Annotated in this window: 24 protein-coding genes; 6 read left to right on the plus strand and 18 right to left on the minus strand. The window is 40.3% G+C overall.

What is annotated here, in order from left to right:
• Window positions 1-95: 95 nt before the first annotated feature.
• Complete coding sequence (locus tag BLQ05_RS08615) at window positions 96-1,328, minus strand: ABC transporter permease (protein WP_023575906.1); 1,233 nt, start codon at window positions 1,326-1,328, stop codon at window positions 96-98.
• A 5-nt stretch (window positions 1,329-1,333) separates the two neighbouring features.
• On the opposite strand from BLQ05_RS08615, the gene BLQ05_RS08620 reads away from it, so the two are divergent.
• Complete coding sequence (locus tag BLQ05_RS08620; RefSeq protein WP_023575907.1) at window positions 1,334-2,563, plus strand: exo-beta-N-acetylmuramidase NamZ family protein; 1,230 nt, start codon at window positions 1,334-1,336, stop codon at window positions 2,561-2,563.
• 30 nt (window positions 2,564-2,593) lie between these two features.
• On the opposite strand, the gene BLQ05_RS08625 is transcribed toward BLQ05_RS08620, so the two are convergent.
• Window positions 2,594-2,995, minus strand: coding sequence for a PH domain-containing protein (locus BLQ05_RS08625; protein ID WP_023575908.1), 402 nt, complete (start codon window positions 2,993-2,995; stop codon window positions 2,594-2,596).
• 1 nt (window position 2,996) lies between these two features.
• Window positions 2,997-3,494, minus strand: a complete 498-nt coding sequence (locus BLQ05_RS08630) for a YkgJ family cysteine cluster protein (protein ID WP_023575909.1) — start codon at window positions 3,492-3,494, stop codon at window positions 2,997-2,999.
• 91 nt (window positions 3,495-3,585) lie between these two features.
• Between BLQ05_RS08630 and BLQ05_RS08635 the strand changes: the two genes are divergently transcribed.
• Window positions 3,586-4,296: a class I SAM-dependent methyltransferase gene (locus BLQ05_RS08635; RefSeq protein WP_023575910.1), complete on the plus strand. Its 711-nt coding sequence runs from the start codon at window positions 3,586-3,588 to the stop codon at window positions 4,294-4,296.
• 56 nt (window positions 4,297-4,352) lie between these two features.
• Here BLQ05_RS08635 and BLQ05_RS08640 read toward each other — a convergent pair whose 3' ends face one another.
• From BLQ05_RS08640 to BLQ05_RS08680, 9 genes are all read right to left on the minus strand, one after another.
• Window positions 4,353-4,760, minus strand: coding sequence for a DUF2059 domain-containing protein (locus tag BLQ05_RS08640; RefSeq protein WP_023575911.1), 408 nt, complete (start codon window positions 4,758-4,760; stop codon window positions 4,353-4,355).
• 25 nt (window positions 4,761-4,785) lie between these two features.
• Window positions 4,786-5,418, minus strand: a complete 633-nt coding sequence (locus tag BLQ05_RS08645; protein WP_074460113.1) for a 7-carboxy-7-deazaguanine synthase QueE — start codon at window positions 5,416-5,418, stop codon at window positions 4,786-4,788.
• Window positions 5,419-5,676: 258 nt separating this feature from the next.
• A complete protein-coding gene (locus BLQ05_RS08650; RefSeq protein WP_023575913.1) occupies window positions 5,677-7,353 on the minus strand; it encodes a tetratricopeptide repeat protein in 1,677 nt (558 codons plus the stop codon).
• A 30-nt stretch (window positions 7,354-7,383) separates the two neighbouring features.
• Window positions 7,384-8,313, minus strand: coding sequence for a PstS family phosphate ABC transporter substrate-binding protein (locus BLQ05_RS08655; protein WP_035654206.1), 930 nt, complete (start codon window positions 8,311-8,313; stop codon window positions 7,384-7,386).
• 212 nt (window positions 8,314-8,525) lie between these two features.
• Window positions 8,526-8,747, minus strand: a complete 222-nt coding sequence (locus BLQ05_RS08660; protein WP_023575915.1) for a hypothetical protein — start codon at window positions 8,745-8,747, stop codon at window positions 8,526-8,528.
• Between the two features lies 1 nt (window position 8,748).
• Window positions 8,749-9,564 carry an energy transducer TonB gene (locus BLQ05_RS08665; protein WP_074460114.1) on the minus strand — a complete coding sequence of 272 codons (816 nt, stop codon included), beginning with the start codon at window positions 9,562-9,564 and terminating at the stop codon, window positions 8,749-8,751.
• Window positions 9,565-9,593: 29 nt separating this feature from the next.
• Window positions 9,594-10,154, minus strand: a complete 561-nt coding sequence (locus BLQ05_RS08670) for an ExbD/TolR family protein (protein WP_023575916.1) — start codon at window positions 10,152-10,154, stop codon at window positions 9,594-9,596.
• Window positions 10,155-10,173: 19 nt separating this feature from the next.
• Window positions 10,174-10,788 carry an ExbD/TolR family protein gene (locus BLQ05_RS08675; protein ID WP_023575917.1) on the minus strand — a complete coding sequence of 205 codons (615 nt, stop codon included), beginning with the start codon at window positions 10,786-10,788 and terminating at the stop codon, window positions 10,174-10,176.
• Between the two features lie 89 nt (window positions 10,789-10,877).
• Window positions 10,878-11,708: a MotA/TolQ/ExbB proton channel family protein gene (locus BLQ05_RS08680; RefSeq protein ID WP_035654211.1), complete on the minus strand. Its 831-nt coding sequence runs from the start codon at window positions 11,706-11,708 to the stop codon at window positions 10,878-10,880.
• 336 nt (window positions 11,709-12,044) lie between these two features.
• Between BLQ05_RS08680 and BLQ05_RS08685 the strand changes: the two genes are divergently transcribed.
• Window positions 12,045-13,562: a helicase HerA-like domain-containing protein gene (locus BLQ05_RS08685; protein WP_074460115.1), complete on the plus strand. Its 1,518-nt coding sequence runs from the start codon at window positions 12,045-12,047 to the stop codon at window positions 13,560-13,562.
• A 2-nt stretch (window positions 13,563-13,564) separates the two neighbouring features.
• Window positions 13,565-13,930 carry a cupin domain-containing protein gene (locus tag BLQ05_RS08690; RefSeq protein ID WP_023575919.1) on the plus strand — a complete coding sequence of 122 codons (366 nt, stop codon included), beginning with the start codon at window positions 13,565-13,567 and terminating at the stop codon, window positions 13,928-13,930.
• A gap of 5 nt (window positions 13,931-13,935) precedes the next feature.
• Here BLQ05_RS08690 and BLQ05_RS08695 read toward each other — a convergent pair whose 3' ends face one another.
• The 5 genes from BLQ05_RS08695 to kynU form a co-directional block, all read right to left on the minus strand.
• Window positions 13,936-15,279 carry an FAD-dependent oxidoreductase gene (locus BLQ05_RS08695; RefSeq protein ID WP_074460116.1) on the minus strand — a complete coding sequence of 448 codons (1,344 nt, stop codon included), beginning with the start codon at window positions 15,277-15,279 and terminating at the stop codon, window positions 13,936-13,938.
• Between the two features lie 146 nt (window positions 15,280-15,425).
• Window positions 15,426-15,827: a glycine zipper family protein gene (locus tag BLQ05_RS08700; RefSeq protein WP_023575921.1), complete on the minus strand. Its 402-nt coding sequence runs from the start codon at window positions 15,825-15,827 to the stop codon at window positions 15,426-15,428.
• Between the two features lie 134 nt (window positions 15,828-15,961).
• Window positions 15,962-17,038 carry an agmatinase family protein gene (locus BLQ05_RS08705; protein WP_143000936.1) on the minus strand — a complete coding sequence of 359 codons (1,077 nt, stop codon included), beginning with the start codon at window positions 17,036-17,038 and terminating at the stop codon, window positions 15,962-15,964.
• 190 nt (window positions 17,039-17,228) lie between these two features.
• The gene (locus BLQ05_RS08710; protein WP_074460118.1) at window positions 17,229-19,310 is read right to left on the minus strand and encodes a T9SS type A sorting domain-containing protein; all 2,082 of its coding nucleotides are present in this window, start codon (window positions 19,308-19,310) and stop codon (window positions 17,229-17,231) included.
• An 87-nt stretch (window positions 19,311-19,397) separates the two neighbouring features.
• On the minus strand, window positions 19,398-20,675 hold the full coding sequence (gene kynU / locus BLQ05_RS08715) for a kynureninase (RefSeq protein ID WP_023575924.1): 1,278 nt from the start codon (window positions 20,673-20,675) through the stop codon (window positions 19,398-19,400).
• A 108-nt stretch (window positions 20,676-20,783) separates the two neighbouring features.
• Between kynU and BLQ05_RS08720 the strand changes: the two genes are divergently transcribed.
• Both BLQ05_RS08720 and BLQ05_RS08725 read left to right on the plus strand, forming a co-directional pair.
• On the plus strand, window positions 20,784-21,515 hold the full coding sequence (locus BLQ05_RS08720) for an SIMPL domain-containing protein (RefSeq protein ID WP_074460119.1): 732 nt from the start codon (window positions 20,784-20,786) through the stop codon (window positions 21,513-21,515).
• 31 nt (window positions 21,516-21,546) lie between these two features.
• Window positions 21,547-21,987: an SRPBCC family protein gene (locus BLQ05_RS08725; protein ID WP_023575925.1), complete on the plus strand. Its 441-nt coding sequence runs from the start codon at window positions 21,547-21,549 to the stop codon at window positions 21,985-21,987.
• Window positions 21,988-22,039: 52 nt separating this feature from the next.
• Here BLQ05_RS08725 and queA read toward each other — a convergent pair whose 3' ends face one another.
• Window positions 22,040-23,089 (minus strand): tRNA preQ1(34) S-adenosylmethionine ribosyltransferase-isomerase QueA, encoded by a 1,050-nt coding sequence (queA, locus tag BLQ05_RS08730; protein ID WP_023575926.1) that lies wholly within the window; start codon window positions 23,087-23,089, stop codon window positions 22,040-22,042.
• Window positions 23,090-23,330: the final 241 nt, after the last annotated feature.

Genomic DNA, 23,330 nt, shown 5'->3' on the forward strand with positions numbered 1-23,330 from the left:
ATCCCGGCTTTGGGAGATTGCAGCGCAAGCTCGCAAGGACGGATTGTAACGGAAAGCGGGAATATGGTCCGAAAAAAAGCCCGGAACTTTCGCTCCTAATCGAATCGGATGGCTTTGACCGGTGATATTTTGGTAATAATATAGGAAGGGATTAACAAAACCAGCAAACAAACCAATATTGTTCCCAGGTTAAGCACCAAAATATTCAAGACATCTATGGCAACCGGGGCTTCGGTTACATAATAATTTTCAGGATTAAGCTTGATGACACCGAAATGTTTCTGAACCAGCAACACACTGATGCCGACAAGGTTCCCCCAAAACAAACCGCGAAGGATTAAATAACCCGCATTATACAGGAATATTTTTCGAACGGTCCAGTTATTGGCGCCAATAGCCTTGAGGATTCCAATCATTTGGGTTCGTTCCAAAATTAACACCAACAAAGCCACCACCATATTGATTGTAGCCACAACAATCATAATAATAAGAATCACTACAATATTAAAATCAAACAGTTTTAGCCATTCGAAAATATTGAAATATTTTTCCTCTATCGTTACACTATTATAGGTAGAAGGAATTTCAGCATAGATTTCTTCACCCTTTTCTTTTATTTTTGAAAAATCGGTGATAAAAACTTCGAAAGCACCTACCTGATCTTTCTGCCATTTGTTGATGCGTTGCACATGACGAATATCTCCTAATATATAGGTAGCGTCAAATTCCTGAAAACCGGAATTGTATGTTCCGACGATTTTAAAATTACGGAGGTTGGGCAATTTTCCTTCCTCTTTCATAAAATAGGTGTTGAATTTATCGCCGACTTTCAACTGAAGTCGGTTTGCCAGGTATTGTGAGATGATGACTTCGGGATTGAGATTCGTTTTTAAGTTGGGTATTGTTCCGCTGATGATGTATTCCTGCAGGTTTTCCCACTGAAAATCTTTGCCTACGCCTTTGAAAACGATTCCTTCAAACGCTTTTTCGGTTCGGATGATACCGGCTTTGGTCGCTACTGCCTGAATATGACTGATACCATCAATGCTTTTGAACTTCGGATAGAACTTCTGATTCAAGGAAATGGGTTCCACACTGACTTCCGATTGGTTGTCGTCGTAATTCGAAATAATCACATGGCCGTTGAAAGCAGAAATCTTTTGGCGTATTTTTTGCTGCAAACCCATACCGGTGGCAATGGAAACGATCATCATAATCATTCCGATGGCTATCGCCGCTATGGCAATTTTTATAATTGGTGCAGATATACTACTTTTATAGTTTTTAGTAGTGATAAGCCTTTTAGCAATAAAATATTCTAATTTCAAAGTATATGATTTCAAATTCGGTCTTCAAAAATACAGTTTTATTCTTGTTTTTATCGATAGTCGCCTGCGGAAATTCTGCCAAGACCCAAGAGAAAAGGGAAAAGGAAAAAGAAGAAATCGTTTCCACGGACAAAAAACCGTTATCCGAAATTAAAACCGGAGCCGATAATCATGCGGCGTATTTACCTTTATTGAAAAATAAAAAAGTAGGTATTGTCACCAATCAAACCGGAATTTTGTCGGACAAAACTCATTTGGTGGATTTTCTGTTGGAAAATAAAATTGCTGTTCAGAAAATTTATGCTCCCGAACATGGCTTTCGTGGTACTGCCGATGCCGGGGAATTAATCAAAGACGGAAAAGATACCAAAACCGGTCTGCCGATTCTCTCGCTTTACGGCAACAACAAAAAACCTAAACCGGAACAATTAGTTGGAATCGATGTTATGATTTTTGATTTACAGGATGTAGGTGCGCGTTTTTACACCTATATTTCTTCATTACATTATGTGATGGAAGCTTGTGCGGAAAACAATATTCCGTTACTCGTTTTAGACCGACCAAATCCGAATGGCGGCATCGTTGATGGTCCCGTTTTAGAAAAAGAGCATACCAGTTTTGTAGGGATGCATCAAATTCCGGTATTGCACGGCATGACGATTGGGGAATATGCCAAGATGATCAACGGAGAAAAATGGCTGAAAAACGGAATGACCTGCCAAGTAACTGTAATTCCCTGTTTGAATTACACCCGGAATATGGCTTACAGCTTACCGGCAAAACCATCACCAAACTTACCCAACGACCAAGCGATTAATTTATATGCCAGTTTGTGTTTCTTCGAAGGGACGAATGTGAGTATGGGGCGCGGAACCGACAAACAATTTCAGCTTTACGGTTCGCCCTTTTTACCCAAAAGTGATTTCAGTTTTGTCCCGCTACCGAATTTAGGCGCCAAAGATCCCACGCATAATGGTAAAACCTGTTATGGAGAAGATTTGTCAAAAATTGAAAAAGTAACACAACTGGAATTGAAATGGCTGATGAAAGCCTACCAAACTACCGGTGACAAAACGAAATTCTTTAATGATTTCTTCACCAAGTTGGCCGGAACCAAAAAACTGCAGCAACAGATTGAAACCGGCGTTTCGGAAAATGAGATCCGAAAAAGCTGGAAAAAAGGAATAGCAGATTTTAAAACGATGCGAAAACCCTACCTTATATATGGTGAATAAAAAAGGAGCTCAAATTGAGCTCCTTTTTTATTATGACTTTACTTCAATATTCGGATTGATTACCAACAGATGTTTTATGAATTCTTCCTTGTCCTTTGGTGAAATCTCAATGTCATCAAACTTATTATAGATCAACAAAATTCGATCTCTTGAAAGTGCCGGAGCACTGATTATACTTTTCGTATTCTCAATTTTTCTGATGGTTTTCACATCAATTTTCTTATTTACCAGAAATCCGGATTTAACATTCAATGTATTTTCCGAAATGGTGTATTCCGTTTTTTGAATCATTAAACCGATCAACACCAAAATGATCAACGTAATTGCCGACATCAAATAACTACCGGTTATAAAACCTTTAACGCATAGAAATATCGGATAGGATAATGGCAAAAAGAAGAACCAATCCACTTTAGATTTGTATACTTTCATATTATAACGGTAATTTCTTTTTCATTTCTTCAACAATATTATAGGCTGCCGGACAAATCGCAACATTCTTTAACGTCAGATCGGAAATCTGCTGAAACTTTTTTCGGTCCGTATGCGGAAATTCACGGCAGGCTTTCGGGCGAACCTCATAAATCATGCAGTAATTTTGAGCATCCAAAAAAGTACACGGCACACTTTGCAACACATAATCGTTATCCTCATCGATGCGAAGGTATTGGTCGATAAACTGTTGTGGTTTCTGTTTCAGATGTTTTGCGATGCGCTCAATATCGGCAGAAGTGAAAAGTGGCCCGGTCGTTTTGCAACAGTTGGCGCATTCCAGACAATCCGTGCGCCTGAATTCGGCATCGTGCAAGTCCTGCATCACATAATCCAGATTTTTAGGCGTCTTCTTTTTAAGCTTATCGAAATACTTTTTGTTTTCGTTATGCTTATCTTTGGCCAACTTTTGAAGTTCGTTTAAGGACGGTTTGAGCATTTTGGATCTGGTTATTCGTTTATTCGAAAAATAACCCTGCAAAATTACTCAATTCAGACAAACAAATAACCATCGTAACAAATTTACAACAATGAAAGACCTTTTCGGAAAAGCCATACTGGATTACCAAACCAACAATTCCCCGGAAGATTTAATTACGGAAACCTCCATATCGGAAGCCGATGAAATGAGTGTTGCCTATTTGTTTCGCGAGTATAAAGCCATGCCGAAAATGGAACGAAAAGCCTTGGATCTGGCCAAAGGAAAAGTATTGGATGTGGGCTGTGGAGCGGGAAGCCATGCTTTGTATCTGCAAAATGAGCGAAACTTAGACGTGACTGCCATTGATATTTCTGCCAATGCGATTAAGGCTTGTGAACTGCGTGGCGTAAAAAAGGCCCGTGTTCAAAATGTAATGGAGATCGAAAACGAGAAATACGATACCATTTTACTGATGATGAACGGAGCCGGAATGTGCGGAAAGCTGAAAAAGATTGCCGGTTTTCTTCAAAAACTAAAATCACTGTTGAATGAAAATGGTCAGATTTTATTGGACAGTTCCGATATCATCTATATGTTTGATGAAGATGAAGACGGTGGTAAATGGATTCCGAGCGACAATGAATATTATGGGGAAGTGATTTTTAATGTTTCATATAAAGGCGAAAAAGAAACCCCTTTTGACTGGATGTACATTGATTATAACACACTACAAAACGCCGCTTACGCCAACGGATTGAAAAGCGAATTGCTTTTGGAAGGGGAACATTATGATTATCTGGCCAAACTGACCCATTTATAAAACAAAAATCCCAAACCATTACAGCTTGGGATTTTTTTTATATTCAGACCATGCTATTATTGCATGTATTTCATCATCATTCCTTGTAAGCCCATAGCCCACTCCTGACTTGCAGCCATGTTTTTCTCGGCTAAAACCCCTGATTTTTCAGTCATTTTTTTTCCAACTGGCGTTTCGTAAAATTTCAAAATCGCTTTTATATCGTCATGAGTGTATTCGGTCATCATCACTCCGGCCATTTTATCATACAGGGCTGGTAATGTGGATTCGAATTCCACTAAGAAAGCAGCTTGCTTTTCTTTCGGAACCATTTTCAGGATCTGATCTTTTGCCAATTTCATCTGACCGGCCGAACCCGTAAGTTCAATCATTTTCAATACGTCTTTTTTGAAGGCTTCGTTAACCTGAGCCATTCCTAAGTTCGCTACTAAAACAAGTGCGAAAGTTACCATCAGTTTTTTCATTGTTTTTGGTTGTTGGTTATAAAAATTATGGAATATTCAAATATTTATGGGTTTGTAAAGATACGCGCCATTTGGGATTATTCATAACATAATCTACAATTAACGGGGTCATTTCCTCTTTTTTGCTCCATTCGGGTTGCAGGAATAAAATGGCGTTGTCGTTAATTTTTGCCGCCTGTTCTTCGGCAAACTGGAAATCGTGTTTGTTATGGATAATCACTTTTAGTTCGTGTGCGATTTTATAGGCATCCTCCACCGGAAGTTTTGTTTTCTTGGGGGAAAGACAAAACCAGTCCCAGCTGCCCGTTACGGGATAGGCACCGGAAGTTTCGATATGCACACGAAGATTTTGTTCCTTTAACTTGTTGGTCAACACGGTCATGTCCCATGTTAACGGTTCACCGCCGGTTACCACAACCGTTTCGGCGTATTTTTTGGCATTGGCTACGATAATATCGATACTAGTTGGCGGATGCAATTCGGCATTCCAGCTTTCTTTCACATCGCACCAATGGCAACCTACGTCGCAACCGCCGATTCGGATAAAGTAGGCCGCTGTTCCCGTATGGTAACCCTCGCCCTGAATGGTATAAAACTCCTCCATTAAAGGCAACATTTCGCCTTTTTCAACCGCTATCTGTATTTCTTTTTTTAACATCTCGCTTTAAAATAGTCTGCAAAGGTACGCAATTAGAATATTAGATTTTTAGCTTTTTGAATGCTTCGATTCCAAAGAAGCGGAAAATTTCCTTTCCAGCCCCGATGGGAGTGGAAATCCTGGCTTGAGAGATTGTCGTGCAAGCTTTCAAGACAGATTGCAACGGACAGCGGGAACATGGTTTGCAGGAATTCCCGAACCTTTCGCTCCAAAAAAAACCGACAACTTTCGTTATCGGTTTCTATTCTGTTGGTATCCTTATGCTTTTAAAGCTTTCAGTGTTTTGGAAGCATATTCGTTTGCCGGGTCGATCGTTAAAAGTTTTTGCAGGTTTTCCACTGCTTTTGCTTTATCAGACGAGTTGGCATAATGCGCGCCTACAAATGTTAAGGCTTCAATCAATCCTTTTTTGTTGTTCGGTTTTGCTTTTTCGGCATCGCCTTTTCCGTCAAGGATTTTCACGTATTGCTCATAACTTGCCAAAGCCACCAATTTCGATTCCGGTGTTCCGATCTGGTCGTTCACTCGCGCTTTGAACAAATGAGCATCCTGCGTGGTTGGCGACACTTCAATTACCTTTGAAAAGGCTGCATCCGCTTTCGTTAACTGGTCTTTAGGTGACGTTTTGTCATCATAATCAAAATACAAGGCATATCCCAAGTAGAAGTTATCGTAAAGATAATTTTTCGATTTTGGGTTTTTGATGGCGACTTCGAACAAACGAGCGGCATTTTTGTATAATTTATCCTTGAACATTTTTTGTCCGATAGCATTCAGTTCGTTAGCGATAACCGGATCTTTATCCACTGCTTTGTTCAATTCCACAACACCTTCGCTGAAGATTTTCTCATCGTAGGTACCATCTGCCTTTTTAGCTTCAGCCATTTTGGTCAACCCCAAATACAGGTAATCTCTTGCGATGATTCTTTTAGGCTCCACTTTGGCGAAAAACTCGGCAATTGCTTTGGAACTTTCGGCATAATTTCCGTTTTCGTACGCGGCATATCCCAAATAACGTAAAATACGCGGATTTACCTTGTCCAGTTTTTTCATTTCGTTCGCTTCGATTTCCAACGCTTTGTAATCTTTTGCCAAGATTAGGAAATCAGCATGACGCATACGGGAAGCTACCGAATAATCCGTCAGGCTCATGTATTTCTCATAGTACCCTAAGGCTTTCTTGATGTACTCTTCGTATTTAGCCGGTTCGCTGGCACCCCAGAAATAATAGGTTTCCGCCAATTCTCTGTATACCGGACCATAATTCGGGTTGATGGCAACAATCTCATTGAACGATTTAACCGCTTCGGTGAAGGCTTTCGCGTTTTTGGTAATGGAGGCCACTTTCATTTTGGCGGAAAGCAACGAACTGTCTAAATCGTAGGCGTTACGGTAGGCGCTATAGGCTTCATTGGAGTCTTTATCACCGTAATAGGCGTTTCCTAAAACCAAATACGCCTGAGCGTTTTTATCGTCAATCAATAATGCTTTTTTAGCGATTTCGATTGCTTTTTTGTAATCTGGGTTTTCGGAATTGATGTAGGCTCTGGCAATCAGCAACAATTCATCCACATCTTTTTTCTTGATGCCTGCGGCTGCCTTGTCGAAGTTTGCCTGCGCTGCTGCCGCTCTTTTACCGTCCAGATCAATTTGCCCCAAACCGATAAAATTTAAAGTCGCTTTATCTTTGGTGGCCAGACCTTTATTAAAAACGATAGTGGCAGAATCCGCTTCCGATTCTCTTAGGTAAACATCGCCTAGGTAGAAGAAATTTTTACCGTTATCAGGATTCGATTTTACCAACCCTTTTAATATTTTTTTTGCTTTATCATATTGTTCCGCATCAATAGCTTTTTTTGCCTGCTCCAAATCCTGCGCAAAAGCGGCAGTGGAAAACACAGACAATAATAAACTTAAAAATTTAGCATTTTTCATTTCTAAACTCGTTTTTATAATTATTCAATATTATTCAACTTCGTTTCTCACCGAAACCTGACGGGTGGGAAAATGTTTGGGAACCAGGCCTGATTTTAAAATAATCCTTTGCCCCTGTTGCCCTGCAATGTAAGAAGCAAAACCCATGCCTAAACCTGTTGACCCCTGAAAATTTAACATATATAATTTTCGGGTAACCGGGTAACTCCCGTCTGCAATATTAGTTTGATTCGGTTTAACAAACTTATTTTTTTCGTTAACTTTAACATTTTCAACAGCTAACACCTGTATTTTCGGAAGATATGCCGTTAAATCGTTTGAGGGCTGCAGTAACCAATTGATACCGATAATTCCGATTGCCCCTTTATTTTCTGTAACGTATTTCACCACTTCTTTATTGGAATGAACTGAAAAAACATTTTGTTTTGGCAATTCCTTTATTCCTGCAAGTGTTTTTAATTCGCGAACTGTACTTGAATTGGGGTTGTCAAAAACCAATGTTTTTATCTTACTGTTTGCATTGCCACGTAAAACGTTCAGGACGTCGTTCAATACGATGGTTGAATCCGCTATACTCCCGTTTCCGATAAAGGCGAGCGCATCCTTACCAAACTCGGTGATTCTCGGATAAACTTTTTTTGTGTTGTTGTAGTATTTCATCTCTGTGGAATCCAGGGTTTTGGCCAGAACTGCGATACGTGATTTATCCTCCTGAATCATTTGTATGATTTCGGTTTCCGATTTACTGATTAGAGTGACTTTGGCACGTTTATATTCGTTTTCAAAAAGAATCGCAACATCTTCCACTAAAGGAAAAATCGTTTCATCTACCAGAATGGTCGTCGAACCTGCTACGGCAGTCTCTTTGACATCCGATGCATCAGAAGGTTTCTTAGTACAACCGTTGATTGACATCAGAAATAAGCCGATTATGGCGAAGAAGAAAATAGTTTTTTTCATGTTCACTTACAAACTTTAAATTATTGCACTTTTACTGCAATCGGTAATATCAATTGGCAAAACAGAATCCACTATCGTTTGCCGATGTCCAACGCAGTAATACATTAAAAAACACTGCGGTTGTGGAAATCCACTTCGCAACAAGTTTTTGGGCTGATTTTGAATATCCTGACAAAACACAAAGGTCAAAATTGAAGCAAAACTACTTCTATTTACTCTTGGGTTTGTTGCAAACGCACAAAACGTATGGCCGCATAGATAATCAATATTCCGCCTAAAATCATCCTTCTTGTATAGGATATTTCCACCGGCATACTTTTCCAAACAAACAAAGTTACGCCTAAAAAAATATACAATCCTAAAAAGACAAGTCCTAAAACAAACAGAAATCGCTGTTGTGGCGATTTCTGTTTAAAATTTTGAAATAATTTCATATTACTGGGCTACCTGAATGGTAATTGGCAATGTAAATTGTGATCGCACCGGGCGTCCGTTTTGGATGGCCGGTTTCCAGTTTGGCATGCTTCGTAAAACACGCATCGCCTCTTTTCCAGCACCGTAACCCGGATCTCTCAATACTTTCACGTCGGTAAAACTTCCGTCTTTTTCAACAACGAAACTTAACATTACGCGAATTTGAGAAACACCTTCGTCTACTTCAGGAGCCACGAATGAACTTGCAAACTTCTTATAGAAACCCTGCATCCCTCCGGCAGGACCTGCCTGAACTTCAACGGCAACATATACTTTATTGTCGTCTACAATTTCGGCACCTTTATCACCATCACCCGTAGGTTGGTCGATAACGATATCACCGGCGGTTTTATCCCCTTTAACATCCTTTTGTCCAGGATCGGCGTCTTTCAATTCTTCCACTGTAGGCGGATCCTCATCACGAACCAATTCCTTTTTCACCACTTCCGGTGGAGGGAATTTCACCTGATCGTTCACTGATTTTGGTGGTTCCGGTGGTGGAGGTGGTGGTAAATCTTCTTTAGGTGGTGGCGGCAATAGTACTGTTTCCACAATTTTGTCCTTGTTTTCCTCTTCACCTTTAGCCAATCGATCGTTAATGATGTTTTTTACAACCGGTCCAGCTATTGCCGCGGCAAATAAAAACGCACCAATAAGCAACGATCTCGTTGTAGTCTTTGGATTTTCTGAACGCAACTGATAAGCACCGTAGGCTTTGTTACGGCCTTCAAAGACCATATCAATCCACTCTGTCTTAAATATGTTTAATTTTGACATAATTTTATTTTTTAATGATTGAAAAGAAGTTATTTGGTATACAAACCTTCTTTTTCCAACATTGCGTTTTCTTCCGGAGTAATGTCTACAATCGCATAAGTCGGAACTTTAGCGATAGCCATCTCATCCAATACATCCACTAAGTTTCTGTATGTGGATTTCTTACTTGCTTTGATAAGAACGATTAACCCTTTCTTAGGATCACCGTATTTAGACAAAACTGTTTTCTCTTTCTCCAACAGTTCTTTTCTAATCCCATTTTTGCCGTAACCCACTTTCGTCGGCCCTTCAATCGGACTGTCAGGCAAACCATAATACCAAACGATTTGGTTTTTCTCCCCTAACAACAAAGTCATTGTACGATCATCAGCAACATCAATAACTGGTTTCTCAGTTTGATCTTCAGTCTTATCCGGCATTGCCAAGTTCATGGACTGTGGTTTGGACAATGAAGTGGTTAACATGAAGAACGTAATCAAAAGGAATGCCAAATCCACCATTGCGGTCAAATCGACACTTGCGTCCTGCTTCTTACTTCTTACATGGCCTTTCTTCTTGCCGCCGCCACCGCCGGTATTTAATTCTGCCATTTTACAGTATTTTTTTTAATTAAAAATCTTCACTTCTTAAGCCGGTAACCAAGAAAAACTTGTTTACCTTCTGTTGCTGCAAAATATCGATTACTTTTTTAATAGTAGGATATTCTTCTTTCGCATCACCTTTGATTGCAATTTTTAGCTCAGTCTGGTGAGCATTCTTTGCAGCCGTACGTGCCGCCAAAACCCACTCTCTTAACTGATTGTCCAAGGAATCATAAGGGATTCCCGGCTGAACACCCGGCTTGTTTCTTTCATCACCTTTCAGTGAAATCAACTGTTTCAGATTCCCCACAGGAACTCCGAAACCATCAATTAAAGAAAAACGCTTGGTCTCTTCCTCAGTAAATGTTACACTGTATTTTTCAGCAATAATACCCAACGCTTCTCTACGAAGATCTTGACCTGCAATCCCGAAGAACACTTTTTTATCCCCTACGGTTATGGTAGCCAAATCCGTATCCGGTAATTTGGTTTCTCTGGTAGAAGCAGGTGTGTCAACAGGAAGTGGCTCGGGTATTTTAGCTGTAGATGTCATTACGAAGAAAGACAATAATAAGAATGCTACGTCACACATAGCCGTCATATCAATCTTCGTACTCTTTTTTGACATTTTTACTTTTGCCATTTTCTTTTGGTTTTAATCACAACTGCAGAATGCTGAACACATTCTTTCAATTGCAACAAATTAATAATTAACTCTCTTTTGACGTGTGATTATACACGGGCTTTCATACGTCTGTAGGCTTGCGTGATAGCAAAACCAGCCTCGTCGATAGAGTAAGTTAATTTATCAATTTTAGATGTAAATACGTTGTACATGATAATTGCTAACGTAGAAGTTCCAATACCTGTAGCCGTATTAATAAGGGCCTCGGAAATACCTGTTGCCAAAGCAGCCTGGTCAGGAGCACCGGCAGCAGCTAATCCGGAGAACGCTTTAATCATCCCCGATACCGTACCTAACAATCCCATTAACGTACCGATTGATACCAATGTAGCGATGATTGTCATATTTTTTTCCAACATTGGCATTTCCAATGAAGTAGCCTCTTCAATTTCCTTTTGAATTGTTTCTGTAGCTTTTTCGCTGTCGAAACCTTCTCTTTTCACTTCCTGATATTTAGTCAAACCAGCTCTAACAACATTAGCAACTGAACCTTGTTGAACATCACACTCAGCAATAGCCTCATCAATTTTTCCCTGACCGATTAAAACCTGTACATTTTTAACGAAACTTTCAACGTTTCCTTTTCCAGCAGCTTTACTAATAACGAAGAATCTCTCAAACGAGAACACAACTGCCATTAAGAACAATCCCATCAACATCGGTACAATAAAACCTCCTTTATAAACCATTCCTAAATAGTTTCCTGGTAGTGGGTGACCAGTATTGTCTCCATTTTCAAAATTGGATGAATGCCCCATAACGAATTTCCACACTAGAAATCCAATCACTAAACAGATTACAATTGCTAAACCTGCAAATAAGTTTGAGCTTTTAGAGCTAGCTCCATTTTCAACAGTTTCGTTAGATACGTTTGTCATTTTTTTAATTTTTAGTTTTTTCGATTTATTTAACTGCTCTTACACACAAAAAACATGTATAAGAGTCGCAAATTTATGTTTTTAGAATAAATAAAAAAACAAATTCGCTTTTTTTTACTGTGAGTTTACGATTTATTTAACCTTGTAAACACGTTTTGTTTTAAATCCTTTATTCTTTATTAACACAAGTTTAATTTTATAACGCTTAAATGTTAATTTTATTCTTATTCCAATTTACTATTTTTCATAATTATTTAAAAGAATCCAATTTCGCGTAGAATTAATACTATTATATTTGTAAATAAAACCATTCTTACAAGAAAAACACTTCAAGACATGTCAAATAACGATTTTTCAGCACATATCAATTCGGGATACAACTGCAGCGGTGATCATATTGTTTTGGGAGGCGCCATTTTAAACGGCGAAGCCATTCCGGACACCCTTGTAAAAATCCCCTTAAAAACGATTAACCGTCACGGTTTGATTGCAGGTGCCACCGGTACCGGGAAAACCAAAACGATTCAGGTTTTATCGGAACAATTGTCCCAGAACGGCATTCCGGTGCTGATGATGGATATCAAAGGTGATTTTTCCGGAATTGCAGCTGCGGGAGAAGAAAAACCATTCATTACTGAACGTCATGCGAAAATCGGAATTCCCTATCAGACCAAAGCGTTTCCGGTGGAACTGATGACCTTGTCGGAACAAAACGGCGTTCGCCTCCGTTCTACAGTTTCCGAATTCGGGCCGGTGCTGTTTTCGAGAATCCTGGATCTAAATGATACGCAAGGCGGTGTTGTAACCGTGATTTTTAAATATTGCGACGACAATAAAATTCCGCTTCTCGATTTAAAAGACTTCAAAAAAGTACTGCAATATGCCACCGATGAAGGCAAAGACGAATTTGAATCCAATTACGGCCGAATTTCAACAGCTTCCACCGGATCCATTCTTCGAAAAGTTATAGAACTCGAACAACAGGGCGCCGATGTGTTCTTTGGCGAACTGTCCTTTGACATTGATGACTTAATGCGCATCGACGAAAACGGGTACGGGTACGTTAATATCATCCGTCTGACGGACATTCAGGACAAACCTAAATTGTTCTCGACGTTTATGCTGAGTCTTTTGGCGGAAGTGTACCAGCAAATGCCGGAAATAGGCGACAGCGGAAGACCGGAATTGGTTATTTTCATTGACGAAGCTCATTTGATTTTCGATCAGGCCAGCAAAACCTTATTGGACCAGATTGAAACGATTGTGAAACTAATTCGTTCCAAAGGCATAGGGGTGTATTTTATCACTCAAAATCCTACTGATGTCCCGGCAGGCGTTTTAGCGCAGTTGGGTCTGAAAATCCAACATGCCTTGCGGGCGTTTACCGCCAATGACCGAAAAGCCATCAAAATGACGGCGGAAAATTACCCGTTATCCGATTTTTACAAAACGGAAGACGTGATTACGCAATTGGGAATCGGAGAAGCTTTTGTTACGGCTTTAAACGAAAAAGGAATCCCAACGCCGCTGGTTGCCTGCATGATGCGTGCACCCATGAGCCGAATGGATGTGTTGACCGAAGCTGAAATCAGCGCCATTAACGCCAATTCCAAATTGGTTACAAAATACAATCAGGTTATCGATAACGACAGTGCTTATGAGATGCTGACGAAAAAAATCGAAAAAGCAACAGAACAGGCGCAAGCCCAAGAAGAAGCGGAAGGGGAAAAGAAAAGAACAAAAAGCGAGCCGAGTACGGCTGAAGTGATCGGAAAGTCCGTTACAAAAGTGGTCACAAGTGCCTCTTTTATTCGTGGGGCTTTCGGAATCCTAATGAAGCTGTTTAAAAAGTAAGTATGAAAAACTATTTTATTCAAAACGCACCTTTTGTGGTTCCTACTACCGATGGCAAACTGATTGAAGAACACCACGGATTGGCAACAACAAACAACAAAGCGATTTCAATCGCTCACATGATTGCGCCTCCGGGGTGGAGCGAACCGTTTCAAACGCCGGAATTCGACGAATACACCTATATCATCAAAGGGAAAAAACAATTTATCATTGAAGGGGAAACCGTGGTTTTAGAAACCGGTCAGTCCATAAAAATTGAGAAAAACGTAAGGGTACAATATTCCAATCCGTTTGACGAACCTTGTGAGTATATCGCGGTTTGTACACCGGCTTTCAGTATGGATTTAGTTCATCGGGAGGACGAATAGAGAATTTATTTTCTAAGTAATTCCAGAATTCTTTGTTCCACCACTTCGGTATCCCAAATCTGTTCGATACTTTCCATGCTCAGAATTTCTTCCATGATACGGTTCTGTTTATCGCCTTCCGCCAGTGCTTCCGAATACGGCTGGTGACTGAACGTTACGCGACTGTACAACGGCACCCATTTGTCAGGATGTTTGCCTGAGAACCATTTTTCGATTTTTTTCTGCAGGTGGAATTTCGCGTCTGCCGTTTTCGAACTCATTTCCATAAAGTTGCGATAGGAAAGTTCGGCTATGGCATCGGCATTGGGTTTTCGGGATTCCTGATATTCTTTGAAAATGGTGTTCCAATCGTCGCCATATTTTTCCATCATTTGATTCAAAATGGTAATGTCTTCAAAACCGGCGTTCATTCCGTGACCGTAAAAAGGCACAATGGCATGAGCCGCATCCCCTATTAACGCCACTTTATCCTCATAGGTCCAAGGATAGCATTTCATGGTTACTAGATAACTGGTTGGGTTTTTGAAGAAATCTTCCACCAAATCCGGAATAACTTCTTTGGTGTCCGGGAAATGTTTGGCAAAAAAGGCAATTAAGGTGTCCTTATCTTTCAGTTTTTCAAAAGAATTCTCGCCTTCGTGCGGCATGAAAAGGGTACAGGTAAATGTTCCATCCGGATTGGCCAACCCCATCAGCATGAATTCGCCTCTGGGCCAAATGTGCAACGAATTTTTATCGATTTTATGGGTCCCGTCTGCGTTTGCGGGAATATGCAGTTCTTTATAACCCACGCGAATAAAATCCTGCGAATAATTGAACATGCTCTGACGCTGCATACGGTGACGTACTCTTGAAAAAGCACCATCGGCACCAAAAACAATGTCGTAATCCAGCTCTTCCCACTCGCCTCTTTCGGTATCACCTTCATGCAAAGTAGCGGTAGCCAAAGTAACATCCCACACTTTTTTATTGAAGAAAAATTCCACTCCGGCCGCTTCTGCCAAGTCCACCATTTTACGATTCAGCACACCTCTTGACAATGAAAAAATAGCTTCGCCGTCTTTTCCGTAGTGCTGGTAACTCAATTCGTTGCCCAGCATGTGAATCGCCCGCTTATCCACCGGGATTCCGATTTTTTTAATCTCTTCATCCAAACCGATTTCCTGTAAGGTTCTCCAGCCCCTGTCGGACATTACCAGATTGATGGAACGGCCTGAGAAAGCTACGTTACGAATATCGGGACTCCTGTCGTAAACGTGAACGGTGTGACCTGCTTTCTTGAGGTAAATTGCCAATAGCGTTCCTACTAATCCGGAACCGACTACGGCTATTTTTTGGGGAGTTTGCATTGCGGAATTAACTTTTTACAAATTTATGTTTTTTCAATGAATGTGCGATTCTTTTTGTATTTATTTGCTTTTGAAAAACAATGGTTACCGATAAAACAAAAAAAGTGCGCCATTCACTGACGCACTTTCAAAAAACACCATTGTATTTATTTTTTCTTAATCTCATCGATGATTGCCCCTGTACCGGCACCCACTCCGGCACCCGCAACCCCACCGATAATTGCTCCTTCCGTCTTTTTATCACTGACAATCGCTCCGGTTACTGCACCAACGCCCGCACCAATTAATGCTCCTTTAGCGGCACCACTCATTTTTTTTCGGGGCGCTGCGGTTGGATTGGATTGCGAATCGGTAGTGTTGACCACCACAGCCTCTTTTTTACTGTTCTCCGCCATTTTTACCGAGTCGATGATGCGTTGTTTTTCCATTTCCAGTTTCATCGAATCGATAACAGCCGTTTTGCTTGTCAGTTCCTGATTTTCTTTCTGGATCTCTTTACACGATACCATTGCCAAGAAAACCATTCCGAATGCCACTATCTTATTCATAACCGTTTGCTTTAAAATTACTATACAAAGTAAGCACCAATAGCTTTTAAGCTTGTTATAAAATTTCCGGAAATAATTACATTTTTTTAAGGTCATAAAAAAGGCGAACCTTATCAGCTCGCCTTTTCGTAGTATTATCGGTTGAATTTTATTTTTTGTCCGACCTTCATCTTTTGGGATTTCGCAAAAACGCCACACATGTGAAATAACATTCTGGCACCTACATTTCCATCCCAATCATCATCACCCGGAGCGACTTCCACCAAATCAAATCCAATAATTTCCTTGTTGGTTTCTGCCAGACGACTTAACAAATAGGCCGCTTGTTCATATGAGAAACCTCCCGGAACCGGCGTACCCGTATTAGGACAATACCAAGGATACATTCCGTCGATATCAAATGAAACGCACACTTTTTCCGGTAAGGATGCGATAATTCGATCACATTGGGCTTCCCATGTTTTTCCTTCGAAGGTTTCCTGTTTCAAATCCATATCCGTATGCACCAAAACACGGTCTTTCAACGCCACTTCCACTTCCTGTTCGCAGAAATCACGGATTCCCACCTGAACGATTTTGGAAATCTGCGGAATTTGCAACGCATTGTACATAATGGAAGCATGGGAATACGTAAATCCTTCATAAGCGATACGTAAATCCATGTGTGCATCCAAATGCAGAATACCGAAGTTCTCATGCTTTGTTGCCAATGCCTGATAATAACCAAGGGGCGTACTGTGATCTCCTCCTAAAAGCGCCACTTTCTTGCCTTGATTCATCCAATGAAGCGTGCGGTTTTTCACTTCTTCATTCATTGCTGCACACGCCTTATTAATCTTGTCTAAATCGGATTGTAATGCCGGGAACGTCGATACGTCTTCACCAGCTTCCAAAGCTTCAATAATAGGTTGTGCCAAGCCTTTGAATTTATGAGAATTCTTATTCCAGTGTTCCGGAGCTTCGTCCATATAAATTCCAAGTTTCCATAATTCGGGAAATTCCTGATGATTCAAATCCACCTGAAAAGAGGCTTCCATAATGGCTTCAGGCCCTTCTGACGCGCCGGCTCCGTAGCTTACCGTTACTTCCCATGGCACCGGAATTACAATAATTTCACTTTGGTCTGCAGAAAACGGCAATCCGAAAACGGTCGCGTCTGCCAATCCCGGTTGAGAAGGATCAAAATTCTCTAAAATTTGTTCTTTTGTCATGATATATTAACTGCATAATTTCGAATAGCAAAGATACTTTATTTCATATATGTAAAATGTATTTTTCAGCAATCATATATGTTATCGCTTTTATTTATTGGTGTTTGCATACGCAAACCTGTTGTTAACGGCGATTTCATAAAAAAAGCCGAACGATTTGTCCGGCTTTCTGATTTATTATTTTAAAGCTTTACTGTTTTACGAACTTGTTTGAAACTTTAGCATTTACAAAATACAAAGTATAAACCCCATTGGCTAATTTAGAGACATCAAGAGTCGATTCATTAGTAATTAAGGAACGCTGCATTACTTTTTGTCCTAACATATTGTAGATTTCAACCTCTTCATTTTCAAAATTTTCACCTTTAATCGTGATGGAAGTAGCAGCAGGGTTTGGATACACAACAAATAAATTCTTAACGAAATCATTTGTACCTAAGTTTTGATTAACAACCAAATTAAAATTACATGTTGCAGTCCCCCCACCAGTAGCGGTCATTGTTACGGTATGTGTTCCAACACCAACTACAGCACCGACTGCTGGAGATTGTGTAACTATGGCATCGCAATTTGGATTAATGGCATTCGCTAAACTTGAGAAACTCGGAACGGTATAATTACCTAGTCCATCAGCGGTTACGGTTTGTGTCCCCGGACAATTGATTCGCAAAGTAACGGCCGGCATTGTATAACCCGCTGCCGTGAATTTTTCTGTCATCGTTTTTATGTCTGCACAAGGATAATTCATATCAATAGCTGCCTGACGAACAGCAATCGCAGCATTTTGCTGGTTTGTTGAACTATTGGTCATTGACAACCCTTCAAGGAAAGCTTTGTCTGTTTTCTCACGTCCAATGGCGTCCCAAATTTTCATCAAAACAGTAGCCCAAATCTGACCGTCCGTATGCACTTGATTTACTAAACCACCCGGATAAACCGCTCCGTAATTTGTGGTTCTTCCTCCCCAACACGCATTGTGTCCGTCCCAGTTAAACATGTAATGATATGCCGCATCCGAAGAAGTCCACTGACCTAAAGCTCTACTGTGAGATTGTGCCCAATAATCACCGCTTCCTTCGCTCAATCCGTTTACCTGAGACAATGAACCTCCGGTAATCCAATCGTGTAAACCATGTCCCAACTCATGCCAGATAACATCCCCATCCTCACCATCATCCACACAACCTTCTCCAAACACCAATCTTCCGTTGGAATAATAGGAATTATCCGCTCCGTTAACCCCAGACGGGTCAAACCAAAGTATCCCGGAATTTGTTAACGGTCGGCACACAATACCCAATGTTTCATTTATGTAGCGCAGACTGTTGTCGGTTTGGTAGAAAACATTTGTCGCTTCAAAACCATCCTGACTTCTGTTGAAAAGAAAATCTGCTGTTGCTTGGGTAAACAATCCCTTATTAGGGTTTTCCAGGTTTTTGATTTCGACATACGAACTCTTCAAGGTATAAACACCTCCTGTTAAATCTATCTCAGGCAATGTTACTGTTGAGCGTGCAGCATCTAAAGAAGCGTTTGTCGCATCGTTTCCATCCACATAATTTCCGGAATAACCAACACGGGCAACGGAAAGAGGATCGGAACTGAAAACCATTCCGGTACCTGAAACGAAAGCCAATGGTTGTGCGCTTTCATTGGTGATAAAATATTTCTGTTCCTTTTTATCAGAGGAAAAAGTATGATTGTGGGAAGTGGCACATTCGCTGCCACAGTATATTGCAATATCTTTGTTACTGATTATTTCTCCGGAATTCGCATCTACAATTACTTCCCAACTTCCAGGTTTGTTCTCAAAATTCGTTACCACCCGATAAACCAATTTTGTCACTCCGGTTTTATTGTAAACAAATAACTTACTCTCCTGAAAAGTGACCATTCCTGAAACTTCAATGGCTTTATCTGACAATTCGACTGCACGCTCCTTGGAAATTTGAGGTGTCGTACTTATGGAAGCTACGTTTTTATCGATATTCAAATCAGAATGGGTAATCTCTCCGTTTGTAGAAAAGTGAATTACGATTTCGGTGTCAAAAACTGGCACACCATTCACCATTTGCTGAAAACGCAGCGTTTCACCAGATAAGCTTTTTCGAACAAATCGAAGGTTCAAATCGCTTTCCGAGTGAAGATTTAATTCTTTAACATTGGATGTGATCCATTCTCTTGCCGCCTGTTCCTTATCGGATGTTTGGGCGTTCGAAAAAAACGAAAACCCGAGCAATAAAATCGCAACACTTAGTAGTTTTTTTTTCATTTTTGGTTGTTTTTTAGTTAAGTTCTCACAAATAAAATAAAAAAAATTTTATCCGCAACATAAACGCCTAAAAAACAACCAAATAAATTATTTCAGTATGCCTTTTTTAAGAATCTGACCAAACTCATACATATCTTCAAACGAACAATAAAACGGAGCCGGTGCCAAACGGATCACATTGGGTTCACGCCAATCAGTAATTACTCCGTTTTTCATCAGATAGTCAAACAGTTCTCTTCCCTGACCATGAAGAAAAACAGACAGCTGGCAACCTCTCTCCTCTTGTTTGGCCGGTGTAATCACTTCGAATTCGGAACCTTCAATGTCTTTATCCACTTCATGAAGGATAAACTCCAAATAGGCTGTAATCAGGTTTCGTTTGGCAATTAATTTCTCCATTCCCACTTCGGCAAACATTTCGACCGATGCCAGATAAGGAGCCAAAGACAATATCGGTAAGTTACTGATTTGCCAACCATCGGCGCCGTGTACCGGATCGAAATCGGGTTCCATCTTGAATCGTCTTTCCTTATTATGACCGTACCAGCCAGCGAATCTTGGCAAATCCGGATTATTGTGATGTTTTTCATGAATGAAACATCCGGAAGCATTTCCCGGGCCCGAATTCATGTATTTGTAACTGCACCAAACGGCAAAATCCACATTCCAATCGTGTAGCTGCAGGGCAATATTCCCGGCGGCATGTGCCAGATCCCAGCCCACATAAGCTCCGTATTTATGTCCGGCTTCGGTAATTGTTTTCATATCAAAAACCTGTCCGGTATAATAATTCACGCCTCCTATTAAAACCAGGGCCAATTCCTCACCAACCTCATCAATTTTAGCCAGAACATCTTCCAGACGGATATTGTGTTCTCCGTCACGGCGTTTGATTTCCACTATGGCGTCTTTTGGATCCCGTCCGTGAAACTTAACCTGACTCTGAAACATATACTGATCGCTTGGAAATGCTTTTTCTTCGCAAATGATTTTATATTTTTTGGCAGTTGGTCTGTAAAAAGAAACCATCAGCAAATGAAGATTTACCGTTAACGTATTCATTACGGTAATTTCACTTGGTTTTCCTCCTACTATCTTGCTTAGTGGCGCTGCAAAACGTTCGTGGTAATCCCACCAGGGCTTGTCGGCATAAAAATGCCCTTCAACCGCAAGGTTTGCCCAATCGGTCATAATTTCATCCACATAGGCTTTTGTTCGTTTAGGCTGCAGCCCCAGAGAGTTTCCGGTAAAGTAAATTACCTGTTTCCCATTTACCTGAGGAAAAAAGAATTCATCCCTGTATTTTCGTAGCTCGTCCTTAGCGTCGAGTTGTTGAGCAAATTCACGTGTGTTTTCGAAGTTCATCGATTGGTTTTTTAAATAGGGGGTAAAAATAAGAAAAAATAGGAATTGACGTTAACAAATATTAGACCGATATTCCATACATTTATAACACCTAAAAACTTATTCGTTATGAAAACCAATGCCAATTCCATTATCATTGCTCTAGCCGTAATTATTTCGGCTTTTTTGTTTTCCGATGCGTTTAAAAAACGCAACCAGAGTAATGACACAATCAGCGTAACGGGTTTGGGCAAAAAAGATTTTGTTTCGGATCTGATAGTATGGAGCGGTAGTTTTTCCAGAAAGAGTTTTACCCTGAAAGAAGCCTATGCCGCGTTGGACACCGACAGGGAAAACATCAAGAAATACTTGACTTCCAAAGGAATTGGTGCGGATGAAATTGTGTTTTCGGCAGTAAACTTCAATAAAGATTTCCAAACCACTTACAATGAAAACGGCACCATGAGAGAACAGGTTTTTACCGGATTTACCCTTACGCAAAACGTATCGATACAGTCAAAGAACGTGAATAAAATTGAAGAAATATCGAGACAATCAAGCGAACTGATTAATTCGGGAATCGAATTTTATTCCAATGCGCCGGAATATTATTACACGAAACTGGCCGAACTGAAAATAAAAATGATTGCCGAAGCCACGAAAGATGCCCAAACCAGAGCAAAAAGCATCGCAGAAAATGCGGGTGCCGATTTGGGGAATCTGAAAAAATCAGACATGGGTGTTTTTCAGATTACGGGACAGAATTCGTCGGAAGACTTCTCCTATGGCGGTTCTTTCAACACCTCTTCAAAAAATAAAACTGCAAATATTACCGTAAAATTGGTTTATCAGGTGGATTAATTATATTTGACTTCTAAACCAAATTTCAATTATGAAATACACATGTGAAGTTGACATCAATCAGCCTGTTGACAAAGTCATTGCTTTATTTGATAATCCCGACAATTTAAAAAAGTGGATGGACGGATTACAGCATTTCGAACACCTGAGTGGCGAACCCGGACAACCCGGTGCCAAATCCCGTTTGAAATTTAAAATGGGAAAACGCGAAATGGAAATGATTGAGACGGTCACTGTACGCAACCTTCCGGAAGAGTTTTCTGGAACGTACGAAATGGAAGGAACATTGAATACCATCAAAAACAAATTCATCCCGATTTCTGATACCAAAACAAGATATGTTACCGAGAATGAATTCCAGTTCGATAATCTGATGATGAAAATTCTAGGCTTCCTGATGCCGGGCATGTTTAAGAAGCAAAGCATGAAATACCTGGAGAGCTTCAGGAAATTTGCTGAGAGCCAGCCATAAAAAAAGCGTTCGCCTAGGCGAACGCTTTTTTTTTTTAGTATTTATCTTATGATTATAAAATCAGCATGGCATCACCATACGAATAGAATTTATAACCTTCTTTAATCGCTTCATCATACGCTTTACGCATTAAATCGTGACCACAGAATGCTGATATCATCATTAACAAGGTCGATTTTGGCGTATGGAAATTCGTAATCATGCAATCCGCAACGCTAAAATCGTAGGGAGGGAAGATGAATTTATTGGTCCATCCTTCAAAAGCGTTTAGGGTTCTGGAAGACGAAACCGAACTTTCCATCGCACGCATCGTAGTGGTTCCTACAGCGCAAACGCGTTTCTTGTTTACTTTGGCTTTGTTTACGATATCACAGGCTTCCTGAGAAATTTTCAATTCTTCGGAATCCATTTTGTGTTTTGACAAATCTTCCACTTCAACCGGATTGAACGTTCCCAATCCTACGTGAAGGGTTACTTCGGCAAATTCCACGCCTTTAATCTCAAGACGTTTCATTAAATGTTTGGAGAAGTGCAAACCTGCTGTTGGTGCAGCCACCGCTCCTTCTTCTTTCGCGTAAATCGTCTGGTAACGTTCTGCATCTTCCGGAGTCACTTCACGGTTGATGTATTTCGGAATCGGGGTTTCGCCCAATTCTAATAATTTCGCTCTGAATTCTTCATACGAACCGTCATATAGGAAACGCAAGGTTCTTCCGCGTGAGGTGGTGTTATCGATAACTTCAGCCACTAACGAATCGTCGTCTCCGAAGTATAATTTATTTCCGATACGGATTTTTCTTGCCGGATCTACCAATACATCCCAAAGACGTTGTTCCGCATTCAATTCTCTCAACAAAAACACTTCGATTCTTGCACCGGTTTTTTCTTTATTTCCGTAAAGACGTGCCGGGAAAACTTTGGTGTTGTTCAGAACCATGACATCGCCTTCTCCGAAATATTCCAAAACATCTTTGAACAACTTGTGTTCTATGGTTTGTGTTTTTCTGTTCACAACCATTAAACGGGCTTCGTCTCTGTTTTCTGCTGGATATTCGGCTAAAAGTTCTGCCGGAAGATTAAAATTGAAATTGGATAACTTCATTCTACGTGTTTTAATATTGACTGCAAATATACTATCGCGAGAGAGGCGTTGTCAAGTAAATCCCTGTTTATTTTCAACATCCCTTGCCTACACTGCTGAAAACGAAAGCCTAACGTTTCTATTTAACACCCTTTTTCCTTGTTTTGTCATGGTTTTCAGTATGCTGACCAGTGGCAACGACCGTTACGGAAACCAACAAGAAACACCAATCGTTTTTCAAACTGCTATTTCGGCATCAAAT

This window comes from Flavobacterium saliperosum, from assembly GCF_900100625.1.
GTDB classification, from domain to species: domain Bacteria; phylum Bacteroidota; class Bacteroidia; order Flavobacteriales; family Flavobacteriaceae; genus Flavobacterium; species Flavobacterium saliperosum.

Excerpts from the sequence above, each read along its gene's own strand:
- queA (WP_023575926.1), bottom strand. The coding sequence starts at position 23,089 with ATGAAGTTATCCAATTTCAATTTTAATCTTCCGGCAGAACTTTTAGCC.
- BLQ05_RS08695 (WP_074460116.1), bottom strand. The coding sequence starts at position 15,279 with ATGCAAACTCCCCAAAAAATAGCCGTAGTCGGTTCCGGATTAGTAGGA.
- BLQ05_RS08680 (WP_035654211.1), bottom strand. The coding sequence starts at position 11,708 with ATGACAAACGTATCTAACGAAACTGTTGAAAATGGAGCTAGCTCTAAA.
- BLQ05_RS08620 (WP_023575907.1), top strand. The coding sequence starts at position 1,334 with ATGATTTCAAATTCGGTCTTCAAAAATACAGTTTTATTCTTGTTTTTA.
- BLQ05_RS08665 (WP_074460114.1), bottom strand. The coding sequence starts at position 9,564 with ATGTCAAAATTAAACATATTTAAGACAGAGTGGATTGATATGGTCTTT.
- BLQ05_RS08655 (WP_035654206.1), bottom strand. The coding sequence starts at position 8,313 with ATGAAAAAAACTATTTTCTTCTTCGCCATAATCGGCTTATTTCTGATG.
- BLQ05_RS08640 (WP_023575911.1), bottom strand. The coding sequence starts at position 4,760 with ATGAAAAAACTGATGGTAACTTTCGCACTTGTTTTAGTAGCGAACTTA.
- BLQ05_RS08660 (WP_023575915.1), bottom strand. The coding sequence starts at position 8,747 with ATGAAATTATTTCAAAATTTTAAACAGAAATCGCCACAACAGCGATTT.
- BLQ05_RS08625 (WP_023575908.1), bottom strand. The coding sequence starts at position 2,995 with ATGAAAGTATACAAATCTAAAGTGGATTGGTTCTTCTTTTTGCCATTA.
- BLQ05_RS08710 (WP_074460118.1), bottom strand. The coding sequence starts at position 19,310 with ATGAAAAAAAAACTACTAAGTGTTGCGATTTTATTGCTCGGGTTTTCG.
- BLQ05_RS08685 (WP_074460115.1), top strand. The coding sequence starts at position 12,045 with ATGTCAAATAACGATTTTTCAGCACATATCAATTCGGGATACAACTGC.
- BLQ05_RS08630 (WP_023575909.1), bottom strand. The coding sequence starts at position 3,494 with ATGCTCAAACCGTCCTTAAACGAACTTCAAAAGTTGGCCAAAGATAAG.
- kynU (WP_023575924.1), bottom strand. The coding sequence starts at position 20,675 with ATGAACTTCGAAAACACACGTGAATTTGCTCAACAACTCGACGCTAAG.
- BLQ05_RS08720 (WP_074460119.1), top strand. The coding sequence starts at position 20,784 with ATGAAAACCAATGCCAATTCCATTATCATTGCTCTAGCCGTAATTATT.
- BLQ05_RS08705 (WP_143000936.1), bottom strand. The coding sequence starts at position 17,038 with ATGACAAAAGAACAAATTTTAGAGAATTTTGATCCTTCTCAACCGGGA.
- BLQ05_RS08650 (WP_023575913.1), bottom strand. The coding sequence starts at position 7,353 with ATGAAAAATGCTAAATTTTTAAGTTTATTATTGTCTGTGTTTTCCACT.
- BLQ05_RS08670 (WP_023575916.1), bottom strand. The coding sequence starts at position 10,154 with ATGGCAGAATTAAATACCGGCGGTGGCGGCGGCAAGAAGAAAGGCCAT.
- BLQ05_RS08700 (WP_023575921.1), bottom strand. The coding sequence starts at position 15,827 with ATGAATAAGATAGTGGCATTCGGAATGGTTTTCTTGGCAATGGTATCG.
- BLQ05_RS08690 (WP_023575919.1), top strand. The coding sequence starts at position 13,565 with ATGAAAAACTATTTTATTCAAAACGCACCTTTTGTGGTTCCTACTACC.
- BLQ05_RS08675 (WP_023575917.1), bottom strand. The coding sequence starts at position 10,788 with ATGGCAAAAGTAAAAATGTCAAAAAAGAGTACGAAGATTGATATGACG.
- BLQ05_RS08645 (WP_074460113.1), bottom strand. The coding sequence starts at position 5,418 with ATGTTAAAAAAAGAAATACAGATAGCGGTTGAAAAAGGCGAAATGTTG.
- BLQ05_RS08635 (WP_023575910.1), top strand. The coding sequence starts at position 3,586 with ATGAAAGACCTTTTCGGAAAAGCCATACTGGATTACCAAACCAACAAT.
- BLQ05_RS08725 (WP_023575925.1), top strand. The coding sequence starts at position 21,547 with ATGAAATACACATGTGAAGTTGACATCAATCAGCCTGTTGACAAAGTC.